A 16,722-nucleotide genomic window follows, 5' to 3' on the forward strand; every position below is an offset into this window, starting at 1 on the left:
GTGCACGCCTCTGACACCGACCCCGAGGAGCTGATCACGGTGCCACGCCCCGAGACCCGACCCGCCGCCCACCGCCTGCCCTGGGCCACCGCGACCGAGCCCGCCGAGCCCACCCGGGCGGACGGCCCCTTCGAGATCGTCGTCGTCTGCCGGGCCAACGAGGCCCGGTCGCCGTTGATCGAGAGACTGCTCGGCGCGGAGCTCGAGCGCCTCGCCCCCGGCGACTTCCGGGTCACGAGCTGCGGCACCCGGGCCCGGGTCGGCGCCGGCGCCGCGCACGGCACCCTCGAGCTGCTCCGGTCGCACGGCATCGACGCGGCCGACCACCGTGCCCGGCAGCTGACCCCGGCCGAGCTCGACGACGTCGACCTCGTCGTCACGGCGGAGCGGAGCCACTCCGACCGCGTGCTCGACCTCGCGCCCGGACTGCTCAAGCGCACCTTCACCTTCCTCGAGCTGGCCGGCCTCGCCGTGCACGCCGAGACCGGAGCACTCGAGGGCCGGGCGTTCGTCGAGCGGGCCGCCGCCCTCCGCGCCGGCCTCGCCGACGTCGACGGCCACCGCGCCGACCTCGACGACCCGGTCTCCACGGTGCCGGGGGCCTTCGAGCTGCTCGACCTGCGCACGCAGGACGCGGTGTTCGTCATCGCCCGGGCCCTCGCGGGTTCGTCGTGACCGGCACCGTGCCGCCCCGCGACGAGGCCGCCCCGGTGACCGACGGCCTGGCGCTCGTCTTCCCGGAGAACGCCGGGGAGCCCGTGTCGCTGCCGCCCCGGCGGCGGCGCAGCCACCAGCCGCACGCGTCGTCCTCCCGCCCGGGGACCCGCGGCTCCGGAGGCTCCCGCAGCACCGCGGGCTCCCGGGCCGAGGCTCGGCCCGGCCGACGGTCTCCCCGGAGCCCACGTCGCCGACGCGCCCTCCGCCGCCTGTCCGCCGCGCTCGTCGTCCTCGTCGGGCTGCCGCTGCTGGCCGGCGCCCTCGTGCAGCTCGGCTGGCGGTCGGGCGTGACCACCTTCGAGGCCGATCCCTTCCCGTCCGGCAGCCGACCCGCGCCTCCGGCCGACGGGGCCCTCAACGTGCTGCTCATCGGCTCCGACAGCCGCGACGGCGACCTCGACCCGGTCGACGAGGCCGGGCCCACGGGCCAGCGCTCCGACACGATGATGCTCGTCAACGTCTCCGGCGACCGCCGCGAGGTGACCGTGGTCTCGATCATGCGCGACCTCTGGGTCGACGTGCCGGGCCACGGCGAGGCGAAGGTCAACGCGGCCTACGCCTGGGGCGGCGCGCCGCTGCTCGTGCAGACGGTCGAGCAGCTGCTCGACACCCGCGTGGCCCACGTGGCCCTGGTCGACTTCGAGGGCTTCGCGTCGATGTCGACGGCGCTCGGCGGCGTCGAGGTCGACTCCCCCGTCGCGTTCAGCAGCCGCAACGTGCCGGGCCACGACTTCGCCGCCGGCCCGAACGTCGTCGCCGGCGAGCGGGCCCTGGCCTTCGTCCGCGAGCGGTACGCGTTCGCCGACGCCGACCACCAGCGCGTGCGCAACCAGCAGGCGTTCCTCCGCGGCGTCGTCGACGGGCTGCTCCGCGACGGCCTCGCCGACCCCGGTCGCCTGGCCTCGTTCGTCAGCACGACGACCCGCTGGGTGACGGTCGACGCGGGGCTCGGCCCCGCCGAGACGACCCGCCTCGGCTACGAGCTGCGCGGCGTCCGGGCCGACGACGTCGCCTTCTTCACCCTCCCCACCGCCGGCGGCGGCGTGCGGGGCGGCGGCCAGTCCGTCGTCCTGCCCGACGAGGCGGCGACGACCGCCGTCTCCGCCGCCATCGCCGACGACGACCTGCGCCGCTGGAGCGACGCGGCAGACCTCACCCCGGAGCGACCATGACCAGCACCCTCCCGGGCCCGACCACCACGGGCCCCGCCACGACCGACCCGGCCGCCACGGGCCGGGCCCGACCCGCCGAGCGACCGGCCGTCCGCCCCGCCAGCCGGCCCGCCGAGCGCCCCGACGGCCGCGCCGACGACCGCACCCCGCCCCGGGGGCCGGCACCGCGACTCCCCCGACGTGCGCTGCCCGTCGTCCCGATGGCCGTCACCGAGGCGGCCGCCCTGCTCGTCGCGACGTCCGCCGCGCAGCTCGCCTGGTTCGGGCGCGGCCCCCAGGGGCTCGCGATCGGCGACGGCGGCGTGGGCTACGGCACCGTCTCGGTCGCGCTCACGGCGGCCTGGACGCTGCTCCTCCTCGTCGCCCGGGCCGACGTCCGGCCCGACGACCTCTTCGCGAGCGGCGCCGCGGCGTTCCGCGACCTGCTGCGCGCGACGGTGGTCGTCGCGGTCGGCGTGAGCCTCTTCTCCGCGGCGACGCAGACGCAGATCTCCCGCGGCTGGCTGCTCGTCGCCGTGCCCGCCGGGCTGGCCGTGCTGCTGCTGAACCGGCTCGCGTGGCGGGCGCACGTCCGGTCGCTGCGGGCCGCTCGGCGCCTCGGCACGCGCACCGTGGTCGTCGGCACGGCCGCCGGCGTGGCCGGCCTCCGCCACGTGCTCGCCCGTGACTCGTCGTCGGGGCTGGACGTGGTCGCGGAGGTCGTCCTGGACGACCTCGACGACGCCCCGGTGGCCCACGTCGCCCGCACCGCCGAGCTCGTCTCGCTCGTCGAGCGACGGCTGGCCGCCGAGGGAGCCGAGGGCGTCGTCGTCGTCGGCAGCGGGCTCGTCGGCGACGAGTTCGTGCGCCGCCTCTCGTGGGCCCTCGAGGGCACCGACGTGCAGCTGATCGTGTCACCGCAGGTCGGCCCGGTGTCGAGCCGGCGCCTGCAGCCCGTCGCCGTCGGCGGGCACCAGCTCATCCGCGTCGACCGGGTCCAGCTCGGCGGGCGCCAGTCGGTGCTCAAGCGCCTGATGGACGTCGCGCTCTCCGCCGTGGGCCTCGTGGCCCTCGCGCCGCTCCTCGCCGGGGTGGCCGCGGCGATCCGCCTGACCTCGCCCGGCCCCGCGGTGTTCCGCCAGACCCGCGTCGGCGTCGACGGCGCCGAGTTCACCCTCTACAAGTTCCGCAGCATGGTGACCGGGGCCGACGCCCTCGTCACGGCCCTCGTCTCCGACGACGACGACGCCCGCGGACCGCTCTTCAAGATGCGCGACGACCCCCGGGTCACGCGGGTCGGCCGCGTCATCCGCCGGTTCTCGATCGACGAGCTGCCGCAGCTGGTCAACGTGCTGCGGGGCGACATGAGCCTCGTGGGACCCCGCCCGCCGCTGCCGCGCGAGGTCGCGGCCTACGACCGCACGGCCCACCGTCGCCTGCTCACCCGCCCCGGCCTGACCGGAGCGTGGCAGGTCAGCGGCCGCGCCGACCTCGACTGGGAGGAGGGGCTCGTCATCGACCTCCTCTACGTCGAGAACTGGACCCTCTCGGGCGACCTCGCCATCCTCGGCCGCACCGTCGGCGCCGTCCTCCGAGCACGGGGGGCCTACTGATGTCGCTCCTCACCGCGCCCCTGCTGCGCGTCGGCGCCCGGGGCACGCACCTCGACGGGCAGCCGCTCTTCCGGGGCGGCCCCGACGAGCTCCTCGACGAGATGGAGGCGCTGGTCGCCTCGGGCGGCCGCCACCTGGTCATGACCCCGAACGTCGACCAGGTGCTGGCCCTCCGCACCGACCCGCGCACCGCCGCCGCGCACCGTGCCGCCTCCCTGCGGATCGCCGACGGCGCCCCCCTCGTCGGCCTCGCCCGTCTGCTCGGCGACCAGCGCATCCAGCGGCTCACGGGCGCCGACCTCCTCGGCGACGTCGTCGCCCGGGCGGCGCGGAACGGCTGGCGCGTCGCGATCGTCGGGGGCGCCGAGGGCGTCAGCGACGACGCGGCGGCCAGGCTGAGGGCGTCGTCGCCGGGCGTCCGGCTCGTCACCGTGCCCTTCCCGTTCGTGCGCTCGGTCGACGACGCCGGGTGCAGAGCCGTCGCCGACGCGCTGCGCGTCGAGCGGCCCGACGTCGTCTTCGTCTGCCTCGGCTCGCCGAAGCAGGAGGCCTGGTTCCTCGAGTGGCGCGACCTCCTCCCCCCGGGCGTCTACGTCGGCGCCGGCGCCGCCGTCGAGTTCGCGGCGGGCACCCGGGCGCGTGCCCCGCGCCTCGTGCAGCGCCTCGGCGGCGAGTGGCTCTGGCGGCTCGCCCAGGAGCCGCGCCGCCTGGCGCACCGCTACCTCGTGCGCGGCCCGGCCTTCGTCGGCGTCGTGCTGGGCTCGCTCCTCGTGGCCCGCGGGCGGCGCTCGTGAGCGCGCCCCGGGTCACCGTCGTCTCGGCCGTGCACCGGCCGGGCGCCCACCTGCCCGCCTTCCTCGCCCGGCTCGACGGCTGCCTCGCCGAGGGCGCGCAGGTCGTCGTCGTCGACGACGCCTCCGGCGACGGCACCGGGGAGGCGCTGGTCACGTGGGCCGCGTCGCGCCCGTCCGCCGTCGTGGTCGTCGCCGACGAGAACGCGGGCGTCGCCCGCAGCCGGAACCGGGCGCTCCGTCACGCCGTCGGCGACTTCGTGTGGTTCGTCGACCACGACGACGAGTGGGAGGACGACGCGCTCGCCGTCCTCACCGCCGCCACGGGCGACGACGACGGCGACCCCGTCGACGTCGTCTGGTGCCGGGCCGACCACCGACGGGCGGCCGGGGTGCCCGGCAAGGTCGTCGACGGCCTCGTGGAGCGCCGGACTGTGACCGGCGACGTCGCCCTCGCGCTCCTCCTCGACCGACAGGTCGACGGGTTCCTCTGGTCGAAGCTGCTGCGGCGCCGGCTGCTCGGCGACGCGCCCTTCCCCGAGCTGACGTCGCAGAGCGACGTCGCGGGGGCGGCGGCGGTGCTGGCCCGCGCCTCCCGGGTGCGGTTCGTGCCCGAGGTGCTCTACCACTGGACCCACCGCCCGGGGTCGATCACGAGGGTCTCGACGCCGCGTCTCGCCAACCTCGAGCGGGCCCACGACCTCGTGCTCGCGGCGGCCGGGGCGCGGGGCGGCGCGGCCGCCGACGAGCGCGTGCGCCAGCGCTTCACCACGACCTTCCTCTGCCTGGCGCTCGTCGCCCTGCCCGTGCGCCTCGGCGCCCCCGCGGCGGTGCGCCGCGACGGGCTCCGCCGGGCTCGACGGGCCCTCGGCGGCGTCGACCTCGGCGCCGTGCGACGACGCGACCCCCTGGCCTGGGGCGTGCTCCGGGGCGCCCTCGTGGCACCCGCCGCGACGACCGCGGCGCTCCGCGTGCTGTACGCCGCGCACGACGCGAGGGGCCGGGCCCGGCTCCGCTCCGGGCTCCGGCGCGGGCCCGCCGCGCCGGCACGCCGCGCGGTCCACCCGGGGTGAGACCCGGGGTGAAAGCCCCGTCGGCCCCGGTGCCCGTCTGCCCCGTGCCCCCGGGGATCGGCGCGCGGCCAGCCCCCGGAGCCCCTCGCCACGCGCGGTAGGAACGACCCGGCGCCCGCCTCCGGACGCCCTCCGGCCGCCGGCCGGCACCCGCCCCGCGACACCAGCAGCACCGCCACCGCGACAGGAGAAGCCCGTGGACCGACCCGACACCGAGCCCCGCACCAGGACCCTCGACCTGCAGGACTACCTGCGCATCGTGCGGTCGTACTGGCTGGGCGCCTTCCTCATCGTGCTGCTCGGCGTGACCGCCGGCGCCGGCTGGACCCTCACCCAGACCCGCGTGTACGAGTCGAGCGCGTCCGGCGTCGTGCAGGTCGCCGCCGGCGGCGACGCCAACCTCGCCTTCGCCGCCGACCAGCTGGCGAAGTCGCAGGCGCAGTCCTACGTCGAGCTCGGCGGCTCGCTCGCGGTGGCCGAGTCGGCCGCGGCGGCGCTCGGCGGAGCGGCGTCGCCGGCGTCGCTGCTGGGGCGCGTGACCACCTCGCTGCCCGAGGACACGGCCATCATCACCGTCACCTCCCGCGGCTCGACCCCGGCCGACGCCGCGGCGCTGACCGACGCCTGGCTCGCCGCGATGGGCGAGCAGATCGCCGCGATGCAGGAGGAGAGCACCGACACGGGCGGCTCGGCCACGTCGTTCGTCGCGCTCTCGTCGGCGTCGGTGCCGACCTCGCCCGCGTCGCCGAACGTGGAGGTGGCCCTCCTGCTCGGCGGGCTCTCCGGCCTCATGCTCGCCGGCGTCTACCTGCTCGTCCGCAACACGCTCGACCGCCGGATCCGCTCCGCGGCCGAGGTGGAGTCACGGTTCGGCGTGGGCGTGATCGGCACCATCCCGCAGAACGACGCGCTGGCCGAGCACGGCGGCCTCGTCGCGGCGCTGCCGAACGCCACCGCCGACGACCGCCACGTGAACTTCGCCATGTCGGAGGCGCTGCGCGAGCTCCGCACCAACCTCGCCTACGTCAAGGTCGACGCGCAGCCGCGGGTGATCGTGATGACCAGCCCGCAGCCGGGCGACGGCAAGTCGACGCTGGCGGCCAACCTCGCGGAGTCGCTCGCCGTGTCGTCCGACCAGCGGGTCGTCGTCATCGACTGCGACCTGCGCCGGCCGACCCTCTCGAAGGTGCTCGGCGTCTCCGAGGGCGCGGGCCTCACCGACGTGCTCTCCGGCCGGGCGCAGCTGCACCAGGTCATGCAGCAGACGGAGGCCGCGTCGAACCTCTGGGTCGTCGGCGCGGGGCGCATCCCCCCGAACCCGAGCGAGCTGCTCGGGTCGCAGACCTTCCAGGACCTCGTCTCGACCCTCGCCGAGCACGCGACCGTCATCCTCGACGCTCCCCCGGTGCTCGCCGTCACCGACGCCGTCGTGCTGGCCGCCAAGGCCGACGGCGTGCTGATGACCGCCTCCGCCGCGCGCACCACCTTCGACCAGCTCGACCGGGCGCTCCAGCTCGTCACGCGGGGCGGCGGCGACGTGCTCGGCGTGGTGCTGAACCGCGTGCCCACCAAGGGCCGCGACGCCCGCGAGTACGGCTACTTCGGCGGCAGCTACTACTACTACGAGGGCGAAGTCGGGACGGGCGGGGCCGTCGGGGCCGGCGCGGGCTCCGGCACGGCGCCCGCCTCCCGCGAGGCCGTGACGGCCCCCGCGCCCGTGGTCGCCCCGACGCCTCCTGCGGCCCCGGCCCCGGCCCCGGTCCCGGCCCCGGCTGGTGCCGCGGCGGCTGCTGCTGCCGCTGCTGCTCCTGGTGTGGCGCCGGCTCCTGCCCGGGTCCCCGCTTCACCCGCCTCGCCCGCGGCGCCCACGTCCCCCGCGGTGCCCGCCTCCCCCGTCGAGGCCCCGGGCGGCGCGCTCACCCGTCGCGAGATCCGCGAGCGCGAGCGCACGCGGTGACCGGGCCGGCCGTCGTCGTGGCCGCCGCCCCCGTCGTCGAGCTGGCCCACGCCCTCGTCGCCGACGTGGCCGGCGGCGTCGGCCTGCGGGCCCTCGTCGTCAAGGGCGACGGGGCCGCCCACCACGGCCTCCGGCCGCCCCGCGTCAGCGCCGACGTCGACGTCCTGCTCCGCGGCCGGGACGACGCCGCCCGGTTCGGGGCGGAGCTGGCACGACGGGGCTGGCGCACCCGCCCCGCCGACGCCGACCTCACGGCCTTCCCCCGCCACTCCGACACCTGGTTCCACCCGGGCTGGAGCTGCGACCTCGACGTGCACCACCGCTTCCCGGGGCTCGACGACGACCCCGGGGCGGCGTTCGACGCCCTCTGGGCCCGCCGCGTGGTGCTCGACCGGGCCGGCCGCGACGTCGCGGTGCCCGGCCGGGTCGACACCCTCCTCGTGCTGGCCCTGCACTGCCTCCGCAGCCCCTGGGTCGAGCGCCACGCCGACGAGCACGACCGCCTGGTCGAGCACGCGCGGGCGCTCCCCGTCGCGGAGCTCGTCGACGCCGCGCGTCGCCTGCGCGCCCTCGCGCCGCTGCGCCCCTTCGTCGAGGAGGCCGCGGGTCCGCTCGACCTCGCCTGGGGCGCCCCGTCCGCGGAGTGGCGGCTGCGCACCCGGTCGGCCTCGCCCCTGACGCGTCGGCTCGTGGCCTTCCGCGACGCCGGCGCCCGCGAGCGGCTGCACGCCGTGCGCCTCGCGCTGCTGCCGCCGCGCGCGACCCTCGTGAAGGACGGCCTCGGCGCCGACCTCCGGGGCGTCGACCTGCTGCGCGCCTACGTCGTGCGCTGGGCGCGGGGCCTGCGCGGCCTGCCCGTGGCCTGGCGCGACGCGCGGCACGGCTGAGGCCCCGCCGCCGACCGCCGATCCCCTCGGACGCCGCGACCGTCCATCCCCTCAGGGGGCGCGACCGCGCCGAGCGGCGACCGCCTCAGGCGACGAGCGCCGGGCGGCGGTCCTCCCGGGCCGAGCCGCCGTCCGCGGCGGCCGCCGCCTCGAGGTCCCGGGCCGACCGGCCCTGCTGCTCCGCCCGGTCCGACGCGGCCAGCGCCGCGGCGCCCGGCAGGGCGAAGAAGAGCGACATCAGCACGCCGACCCCGAGCCAGACGACGAGGTCGAAGGAGGCGCCCATGCCGAGGAAGAGCACGACCACGGCACGGGTCAGGCGGTCGCCGCGGGCGAAGGTCACCACGGCGACGAGCAGGAAGACCGACAGCCCCAGCACCCCCGTGGTGCCGAGCAGGTACACGTAGAAGTTGTCGACGACCTCGAGCCCGAAGGTCAGTCGGATGTGCCCGTCACGGAACAGCCCGACCTCGCTGCCGAAGCCGGTGCCCCAGAGCGACTCCGCGAGCGGCCGGGCCAGCAGGGCGGGCACCGCCTGCACCGACTCGAGGCGGTGCACCCACGAGCCCGAGGCGAGCAGGTCGTCGACGATCTCGGAGAGGCCGAGGTCGAGCAGCAGCACCCCGCTGCCGACCACCGCCGCGATCGCGACGTTGCGCAGCCAGGCGGCGAGCCTCGACCGGAGGAGGAGGTGCACGCCGACGGCCACGACGAGGCAGGCCGCGATGCTCCTCGTGCCCGAGAGCAGCACGCCGCCCGCGCACACGGCGAGCAGGGCCCACCGGGCCCGGCGGGAGAGCTGCCACGGGTCGGCCCAGACGAGGAGGACGGCGAGCCCCTCGAGCAGGCCGAGGATGATCGGGTGGCCGAGGGTGCCCTGCACGCGGTCGACGGCGTCGCCGAGGAAGGGGTTGAGGCGCGTGCCGCCGCGGAGGCCCCACAGCAGCGGCTCGCCGACCGCCAGCTCGGCCAGGGCGATGCCGACCTGCACCACCGCGACCGCGACCACGGCGCCGAGCACGAGGTGCACCTCCCGACGGGTGAGCTGGCCGGCGACGAGCGCGACGACGACGGCGAGCCCGAAGTACGCGACGAGGCGGGGCACCGAGTACGTCCCCGCGACGAGCGCGCCCACGGCGAGCCAGGCCCAGAGACCGGAGACGAGCAGGAAGGGCACGCCGCCGACGCGCCGCTCGAGGCCGCCGCGCGCCAGGGCCACGAGGAGGAGCACGGCCGAGAAGACGAAGCCGGCCACCCACGCGGCGGGCGGTGCGCTGTTGTTGCCGACGGCCACGACGACGGCGACGGTCACGGCGAGGGCCGCCGCGCGGACGCACCAGGCGGGCACGACGAGGAGGAAGACGGCGAGCACCAGCAGGCCGGCGCTCGCGAGCAGGAGGAGGGTCATCAGCATGGGGCGGTCTCCGTTCGGGAGGGGCCATCGCACCACGTCGCCCGGCCGCCGCCGGGCCCTCCGCCCGCCTCCGCGGGCCCGGGCGGCGCCCCTTCCACCCCGCGCTTCGCCCGGGGTGAGTCCCGGGATGAAGCGCCGCGCCCCCGCCCCCGTCAGAGCCCGGGGCGACGGGCGGAGGCGGTCGTCACGCCCCGCAGGATCACCGGGTGTCGATCACCCGAGGAGGACCCGTGACCCGCTCTGCCGCCCACCCGCCGACCCCGCACCGTCTCGACGTGCAGGGCCTCCGGGCCCTCGCCGTCGTCGCCGTCGTCGTCGCCCACGCCACCGACCGGCCGAGCGGCGGGTTCACCGGCGTCGACGTCTTCTTCGTGGTGAGCGGCTTCCTGATCACCGAGCTCCTCGTCCGCGAGCGGGCACGGACGGGGACGATCTCGCTCTCGATGTTCTACCGCCGCCGGGCACGGCGCATCCTGCCCGCCGCCCTCGTCGTGCTGGCCGCGACCGTCGCCGCGACGTTCGCCCTGTACGGCTCGGGCCGCGGCGGCGTCGTCCTCCGCGACGCCGCCGCCTCGCTCGGCTTCGTCGCCAACTGGCGGTTCGCCGCCACCGGCACCGACTACTTCACGGCCGACGGCCCCGTCTCGCCGCTCCAGCACTTCTGGTCGCTGGCGGTCGAGGAGCAGTTCTACGTCGTCTGGCCCCTGCTCGTGATCGGCGCCGTCGCGCTCGCGACGCGCCGTCGACGCGGCGAGCTGGGCCTGCGGGCGCGCCTGTACGCCGGAGCGGCGATCGCGGTCGTGGGGGGCGCCTCCTTCGCGGTGGCCCTCGTGCAGTCGGCGTCGTCGCCGACCGTCGCCTACTTCTCGACCGCCACGCGAGCCTGGGAGCTCGCCCTCGGGGCCGGCCTCGCCCTCGCCGCGCCCGCCGTCGGCCGCCACCTGCCGGGCTGGTCACGCCCCGCCCTGGGCTGGGCCGGAGTCGCGGTGATCGTCGTCGGCTTCGCCACGGTCAGCGAGTCGGCCGGCTTCCCCGCCCCGGGCGCGCTGGTGCCGACCCTGGGCACGCTGCTCGTGCTCGCCGCCGGCATCGACCACCCGCAGCGCTCGCTGGTCGTGCTGACGAACCCGGTCTCGCGCGCGGTCGGCGACGCGTCGTACTCGATCTACCTCTGGCACTTCCCCGTCGTCGTGCTGTTCGCGCCCTACCTGCGCTTCCTGCTGGGAGACGCCGCTCCCGAGGCGCTCGTGACGACGCTCGTGCTCCTCGTCACCGCCGTGCTCTCGGCCGTGTCGCACCGCCTCGTCGAGCAGCCCGTGCTGCGCAGCTCGTGGCTGCTGCCCTCGACGGACCGCCGCCGGAGCGGTCGTCGCGCCGCCGCCTCCCGGCGCTCCCGGCCGCTCGTCGTGGCCGTGGCCGCGACGGTCGCCGTGCTCGCGGTCACGGGCACGGCGATCGCGTCGTCGGGCGGTGCGCCGGCCGACTCCGCCGCGCCGACCGCGGCCGTCGTGCCCGCCCCGCCCGAGGGCGAGGGGGGCGGCGCCCCGGAGGCCGGTGCCGCCCAGGCGCAGCTGACGGCCGAGATCTCCGCCGCGCTCGACGCCGAGAGCTGGCCCGAGGCGGTCGCCCCCGCCGCGGAGAGCGGCCGCGAGGGAGCCGCCCCGGGCAACGCGGGGCGCTGCGGGTCGGTGACGCTGCTGCCCGCCGCGGAGTGCACCTTCGGCGACCCCGACGCTCCCCGTCGGGCCGTGCTCGTCGGCGACTCGATCGCCCAGGCGTACGTGCCCGCCCTCGCCGAGATCGTCGGCACCGGGGAGTGGTCGCTGCGCATCGTGTCGATGTACGCCTGCCCGTTCGTCGACCTCGAGCTCTCGGACGACGCCGCCCGCGCGGCGGCCTGCCGCGACCGCCGCGAGACCGAGTACCGCGTGGTCGAGGAGACCCGGCCCGACGTCGTCTTCGTCGGCAACACCTTCACCCGCGAGGTCGACGCCGCCACCGGCCGCCAGGCCACCCTCGGCGCCTGGTCGGGCGCGTTCCGGTCGATGCTCGAGCGCCTCGGGGCCAGCGCCGGCCAGACCGTCGTCCTGTCGCCTCCCCCCGCCGGCTCCGACGTCCGGGAGTGCTTCAGCCAGTTCGCCGGGCCCGAGGCCTGCGTGAGCCGTGTCTCCGCGTCGAGCTGGCCCTCCATGGCCCAGGACCAGGTCGCGACCGCCGAGGCGGTCGGCGCCGTCTTCGTCGACGTGCGCCCGTGGTTCTGCGACGCGCAGGGCTCGTGCCCCGCCTTCGCCGGGGACACCCTGACGAAGAAGGACGCCCTGCACCCGACGAGCGACTGGATGCGCAAGATCACCCCGGTCGTGCGGGAGGCGCTGGTCGCCGAGGGGGTCGTCGGCCTGTGAGCCTCCTCGCCGCCGCCCCCGCCGCGCCCGCCGCCCCGCGCCCCGCACGCCCCGCCCCGCACCTCGCGCTCCGCTTCCGCCCCGACGTCGAGGGGCTCCGGGCGCTCGCCGTGCTGCTGGTGCTCGCCGACCACCTCGTCGGCGCCCCCTCCGGCGGGTTCGTCGGCGTGGACGTCTTCTTCGTCCTCTCCGGCTTCCTCATCACCGGGCTCCTGCTGCGGGAGGCCGAGACCACCGGTCGCGTCGACCTGCTGGCCTTCTACCTGCGGCGCACCCGCCGCATCGTGCCGGCCGCGCTGCTCGTCGTGGTCGTCACCGTCGTCGCGTCGGCCCTCGTCCTGCACCGCGTCGGCGCCCTCCGCGTGCTCGGCGACGGGGTCGCGTCCGTGCTCATGGTGCAGAACTGGCACCTGGTGCGGCGCGGGGTGAGCTACTTCGGCGGCGACGGCACCGGCTCGCCCCTGCTGCACTACTGGTCGCTCGCCGTCGAGGAGCAGTTCTACGTGCTCTGGCCCTGGCTGTTCGTGGTCTGGGCCTGGTCACGTCGGCGCTCGCGACGGCGCACCGCGGCCGGGTCGACGACGCCCCGCCCGGGCACCGGGCGCAGCGTGCTGCTGGTGGTCGTGCTCGCGGCGACCGCCGCCTCGTTCGGGGCCTCCGTCGCGGAGACCGAGCTGCGCCAGGGCTGGGCCTACTTCTCGTTCCAGTCGCGCGCCTGGGAGCTGGGCGTGGGGGCGGCCGTCGCCGTGGCGGCCCCCGCCCTCGCCCGGGCGGGCCGGGCAGGGCGCACCGTGCTCTGGTCGGGCGGCCTGCTCGCCATCCTCGCGTCGGCCGTGCTCGTCGGCCCCGAGCACGCCTTCCCCGGCGTCGCCGCGCTGCCGGTCGTGCTCGGCACCGCCGCCCTGCTCGCGTCGGGAGGTGCCTCCGGCGGGCGGCGCCTCGCCCCCGTCGTGCTGCTCGACAACCCGCCGATGCGCTGGCTCGGCCGCGTCTCGTACTCCCTCTACCTCTGGCACCTGCCCGTGTTCGTCCTGCTCTCGGCCGTGTGGCCCGACCGCGGCCTCGCCGTCGCGGGGCTCGCGGCCACGCTGTCCGTCGGCCTCGCCGCCCTCACCCACCGGTTCGTCGAGCAGCCCCTCCGCCACGGCGCCGTCGGTCGGCGTGGCCGCTCGGCCGACCCCCGGGCGGAGTCGCGGGCCGAGTCGCGCGCGGAGGCCCGGACGGAGGCGCGGCCCCGGTCGCACGGCCTCCTCGCCGGGACGACGGTGGCGGTGGCGGTGCTCGGCCTCTCCGCCGTGCAGCTCGTCGGCCCGGCGACGTTCCCGCTGCCCGCGCGGGCTCCCGCGGAGCGTGCCGCCGCCGCGCCGTTCCCCGACGAGGCCGCCCTGCGCGCCGCCGTGCAGGAGGCGGCGGACGCAGAAGGCTGGCCGGCCCTCTCGCCGTCGCCGGACGACGTGTCGCTGGCCGACGGCGCGGCCGCCTCGGCCGGCCCCGGCTGCCTCGTCGACCCGGTGGGCGCCTCCCCCCGGTCCGTGGCGGAGGCCGCGGCGGCCTGCACCGCGGGCCCCGAGCACGCCGAGCGCACCGCGGTCGTGCTCGGCGACTCCATCGCGACCAGCTGGCTGCCGGGGCTCACCGGGGCGCTGGTGCCGGAGGGCTGGCGGGTGGTCGGCCAGGGCCTGCAGAGCTGCCCCGCCGTCGACGTGCGCACGACCGACCGGCTCGAGCGCGCCTCCTTCGCCGACGACTGCGCGGCCGCCCGCGACGCCGCCGTGGAGCGCGTGGTCGCCGAGGCCCCCGACCTCGTCGTGCTGTCGAGCTCCCTCGGCGCGTACCAGCGGCTGACCGGGCGGGGCGACGAGGCCGACGCGGCGGGAGCCTGGCGGGAGGGCACGGCCCGCACCGTGGCCGAGCTCGCGGCGGCCGGCGCGACCGTCGTCGTGCTCAGCTCGCCGCCCGAGTCCGCGCCCGCCGCGGAGTGCGCCGTGCGCCCCCGGGGGCCCGCGACGTGCCTCAGCACGCCCTCCCGCGCGTGGGTCGACAAGACGGCCGCGGAGCAGGAGGCCGTGGCCGGCCTCGCCGACGGCTCGACGCCCGGGGCGCCGCTGCGCGCCCGGTTCGTCGACACGGCGCCCTGGACGTGCACGGACGAGCTGCGCTGCCCGGCCTTCGTCGGCGACGGCCTGGTCAAGGTCGACGCCGGGCACCTCGCCGAGCGGTGGTCGGCCTCGCTGGCGCTCGTCCTCCGGGCGGCCCTGCTCGACGGGGCGGGGGACGCCCGGTGAGCGGGCTGACGACGGGGCCCGACGCGGTCGGCCCGGCCGGCGACGAGGGCCCCGGGGCGCCGCTCCGCGTGGTCCACGTGCTCGACTCGTTCACAGCCGGCGGCGCCCAGGCGGTCGCCGTGCAGCTGAGCGCCTGGCTCGCCGCACGCGGCGCCGAGGCGCACCTGCTCGGCGTCGACGGCCCGCTGGCCGCGGACGCCCGGCGGGCCCTCGGGCCCGCGCGCGTGCACGTCCGCCCCGGGACGGTCGCCGTCGGGGGCTCCCTCGGGCGTTTCGTCGCGGGCCTGCGCGCACTCGACCGGGCCTGCCGGGAGGTCCGCCCCCACGTCCTCCACGCGCACCAGCGCCGCGAGGCCCTGCAGTGCCTCCTGGTCGGCGCCCGGCACGGCGTGCCCGTCGTCGAGCACGCCCACACCTACCTGCCCCGCGCCGGCCTCCGGGCGTTGTCGTTCCGGAGCGCCGCCGTGTTCGCGGTCAGCGACCACGTCGGGGCGATGATCGCCGACCGGTTCGGTCGTCGGGACGGCGTCCTCGTCGTCGGCAACGCACCGGCCCGGACGACAGACCGGCCCGTGCTGCCCGTCCCGCCGCCGGGCGGCCGCCCCCTGCGGATCGTCGGCCTGGGCCGGCTCGTCGAGCAGAAGGACCCGCTCCGCTTCGTCCGCGTGGTGGCGGCGGCGGCCCGGGTCGTCGACGTCGAGGCGGTGTGGCACGGCGACGGTCCCCTGCTCGACGAGGCCCGGGCGCTCGCCTCCCGCCTCGGGGCGCCCGTCGTCTTCGCCGGCCACGCCGACGACGTGCCGGCGAGGATCGACGCGGCCGACGCCCTCCTCATGACCTCGGCCTGGGAGGGGCTCCCCCTCGTGGTGCTCGAGGCCTTCGCCCGGCACCGGCCGGTCGTCGCGACGGCGGCCTCGGGCGCGCCCGGCGCGCTGGGCGACGGCCGCGCGGTGGTCGTGCCCGACGACGCCGACGACGAGACCGCGGCCCGCCTGCTGACCACCGCCCTCGCCGACCGGACGAGGACGACCGAGCAGGTCTCCCTCGCCGCCGGGTGGCTGGCGCGCCGGGCCACCCCCGACGCCGTCTTCGGCCCCGTGCTGCGGACCTACGATGAACTGCGGCGCCGCGCCGCACCGAGAGGGCGACGACCGTGAGCCACCAGACCGACCCCGCCCTCCTCGACGCCCTCGACGCCCTGACCGTCACCGCGATCGGCTGCCGGGTGGTGGTCGGGCTCGTGGGCCTCGACGCCGGGCAGCGCGCCGACCTCGCGACGTCGTGGGCGTGGTGCGAGCCCGTCCTCGAGCGTCGACCCCGCTCGGAGTGCGACGCCGTGGCCGTGCTGCGCGGCGACGGCGACGACGACGCCCCGGCGGGCGCCGACTCCGACGCACACGCCGACGCGTCCGCCCTCGTCGTGGCCGACGCGCTCGACCAGCTCACGGAGACCGTCACGACCGTGGTCACGCAGCTCGCCATCGACCAGCGCCGCGACGACCTCCTCCTGCTGCACGCGGGCGGCGTCGCCGACCCCGTCACGGGCGCCGTCGTCGCGTACGTGGCCCCGTCCGGGCACGGCAAGACGACCGCCTCCCGCGCCCTCGGCCGCACCCTCGGCTACGTGACCGACGAGACCGTCGCCGTCGACGACGACGGCCTGGTGGTGCGCTACCCCAAGCCCCTCTCGGTGCGGGGCCCGGCCGCGCCGGGGGCGTCGCGGCCCAAGGCGCAGGTCTCGCCCGACGCGGCGGGGCTCCGACGCGCTCCCGACGGGCCCCTGACGCTCGCGCGCGTCGTGCTGCTCGACCGCGACCCCGCCGCGACGGAGGTGACGGTCGGCCCGATCGGCCTCGCCGAGGCCGCCGCCCGGCTCTTCCCGCAGATCAGCTACCTCGGCGCCCGCGCCCGCCCGCTGCGCCGGCTGCAGGCCCTGCTCGAGCGCACCGGCGGCCTGCTCGTCGTGCGCTACGCCGAGGCAACGACCCTCGAACCGGCCGTGCGCGAGCTGCTCGCCGTGTCGGCACCGGCCGCGACGCCGGGGGGCGAGGGCCCCGGGGAGGCGACGTTCGGGCTCGACGCGCACCGCGCCTCCCCGGGGGCGCCGGGCCCGACGCACGGCGGGGGCGTCCTCGTCGCGACGGCGGTGGACGACTGGGTGGCGGACGCCGGCTCCGTCGTGGTGCTGCACCGCGACTCCCTGCGGACCCTCTCGGGCATCGGCGTCGCCGTGTGGCACGCGGCCCGGGCCGGCCGCACGCTCGACGAGTCCGTGGCCGCCGTCGTGCGCGAGCACGGCCTGCCGGGCGACGGGCCCGAGGCGGTCGCCCGGGCCCGCGAGCTCGTGCTGGCCGCCGTCGCCGAGCTCGTCGCCGCCGGCCTCGTGCGTCAGCGCTGACCGGGCGGCCGCGACCGCCGTCCCGTCAGCGTCA

At 77.8% G+C, this 16,722-nt stretch carries 12 protein-coding genes; 11 read left to right on the top strand and 1 reads right to left on the bottom strand.

Annotated features, from left to right (window positions below; translation table 11 throughout):
• From F1C15_RS06035 to F1C15_RS06065, 7 genes are all read left to right on the top strand, one after another.
• Entirely contained in the window at nt 1–675 is a 675-nt protein-coding gene (locus F1C15_RS06035; RefSeq protein ID WP_219731574.1) for a hypothetical protein, read from the top strand.
• Nucleotides 672–1,889: an LCP family protein gene (locus tag F1C15_RS06040; RefSeq protein ID WP_185233588.1), complete on the top strand. Its 1,218-nt coding sequence runs from the start codon at nt 672–674 to the stop codon at nt 1,887–1,889. The genes F1C15_RS06035 and F1C15_RS06040 overlap by 4 nt, the downstream gene beginning before the upstream one ends.
• The gene (locus tag F1C15_RS06045) at nt 1,886–3,481 is read left to right on the top strand and encodes a sugar transferase (RefSeq protein WP_185233590.1); all 1,596 of its coding nucleotides are present in this window, start codon (nt 1,886–1,888) and stop codon (nt 3,479–3,481) included. The genes F1C15_RS06040 and F1C15_RS06045 overlap by 4 nt, the downstream gene beginning before the upstream one ends.
• Entirely contained in the window at nt 3,481–4,275 is a 795-nt protein-coding gene (locus tag F1C15_RS06050) for a WecB/TagA/CpsF family glycosyltransferase (protein WP_185233592.1), read from the top strand. The genes F1C15_RS06045 and F1C15_RS06050 overlap by 1 nt, the downstream gene beginning before the upstream one ends.
• Nucleotides 4,272–5,345, top strand: a complete 1,074-nt coding sequence (locus tag F1C15_RS06055) for a glycosyltransferase family A protein (protein ID WP_185233594.1) — start codon at nt 4,272–4,274, stop codon at nt 5,343–5,345. The genes F1C15_RS06050 and F1C15_RS06055 overlap by 4 nt, the downstream gene beginning before the upstream one ends.
• A 196-nt stretch (nt 5,346–5,541) precedes the next feature.
• Nucleotides 5,542–7,302 (top strand): polysaccharide biosynthesis tyrosine autokinase, encoded by a 1,761-nt coding sequence (locus F1C15_RS06060; RefSeq protein ID WP_185233596.1) that lies wholly within the window; start codon nt 5,542–5,544, stop codon nt 7,300–7,302.
• The gene (locus F1C15_RS06065; RefSeq protein WP_056056902.1) at nt 7,299–8,189 is read left to right on the top strand and encodes a nucleotidyltransferase family protein; all 891 of its coding nucleotides are present in this window, start codon (nt 7,299–7,301) and stop codon (nt 8,187–8,189) included. The genes F1C15_RS06060 and F1C15_RS06065 overlap by 4 nt, the downstream gene beginning before the upstream one ends.
• Before the next feature lie 85 nt (nt 8,190–8,274).
• On the opposite strand, the gene F1C15_RS06070 is transcribed toward F1C15_RS06065, so the two are convergent.
• On the bottom strand, nt 8,275–9,603 hold the full coding sequence (locus F1C15_RS06070; RefSeq protein ID WP_185233598.1) for an O-antigen ligase: 1,329 nt from the start codon (nt 9,601–9,603) through the stop codon (nt 8,275–8,277).
• Between the two features lie 230 nt (nt 9,604–9,833).
• Between F1C15_RS06070 and F1C15_RS06075 the strand changes: the two genes are divergently transcribed.
• Genes F1C15_RS06075 through F1C15_RS06090 form a run of 4 tightly spaced genes read left to right on the top strand, consistent with a single transcriptional unit; the run spans nt 9,834 to nt 16,688 of the window.
• On the top strand, nt 9,834–12,005 hold the full coding sequence (locus tag F1C15_RS06075) for an acyltransferase family protein (RefSeq protein WP_162240273.1): 2,172 nt from the start codon (nt 9,834–9,836) through the stop codon (nt 12,003–12,005).
• Nucleotides 12,002–14,290, top strand: a complete 2,289-nt coding sequence (locus F1C15_RS06080; protein ID WP_185233600.1) for an acyltransferase family protein — start codon at nt 12,002–12,004, stop codon at nt 14,288–14,290. Before F1C15_RS06075 ends, F1C15_RS06080 begins: the two co-directional genes overlap by 4 nt.
• Nucleotides 14,287–15,447 carry a glycosyltransferase gene (locus F1C15_RS16025; RefSeq protein ID WP_219731575.1) on the top strand — a complete coding sequence of 387 codons (1,161 nt, stop codon included), beginning with the start codon at nt 14,287–14,289 and terminating at the stop codon, nt 15,445–15,447. The genes F1C15_RS06080 and F1C15_RS16025 overlap by 4 nt, the downstream gene beginning before the upstream one ends.
• On the top strand, nt 15,444–16,688 hold the full coding sequence (locus F1C15_RS06090) for a hypothetical protein (protein ID WP_185233602.1): 1,245 nt from the start codon (nt 15,444–15,446) through the stop codon (nt 16,686–16,688). Before F1C15_RS16025 ends, F1C15_RS06090 begins: the two co-directional genes overlap by 4 nt.
• Nucleotides 16,689–16,722: the final 34 nt, after the last annotated feature.

Origin of the sequence: Frigoribacterium sp. NBH87, from assembly GCF_014217665.1 — a bacterium.
GTDB lineage: Bacteria > Actinomycetota > Actinomycetes > Actinomycetales > Microbacteriaceae > Frigoribacterium > Frigoribacterium endophyticum.

Coding starts and splice junctions, on each gene's coding strand:
- F1C15_RS06070 (WP_185233598.1), bottom strand. CDS start 9,603: ATGCTGATGACCCTCCTCCTGCTCGCGAGCGCCGGCCTGCTGGTGCTC.
- F1C15_RS06050 (WP_185233592.1), top strand. CDS start 3,481: ATGTCGCTCCTCACCGCGCCCCTGCTGCGCGTCGGCGCCCGGGGCACG.
- F1C15_RS06045 (WP_185233590.1), top strand. CDS start 1,886: ATGACCAGCACCCTCCCGGGCCCGACCACCACGGGCCCCGCCACGACC.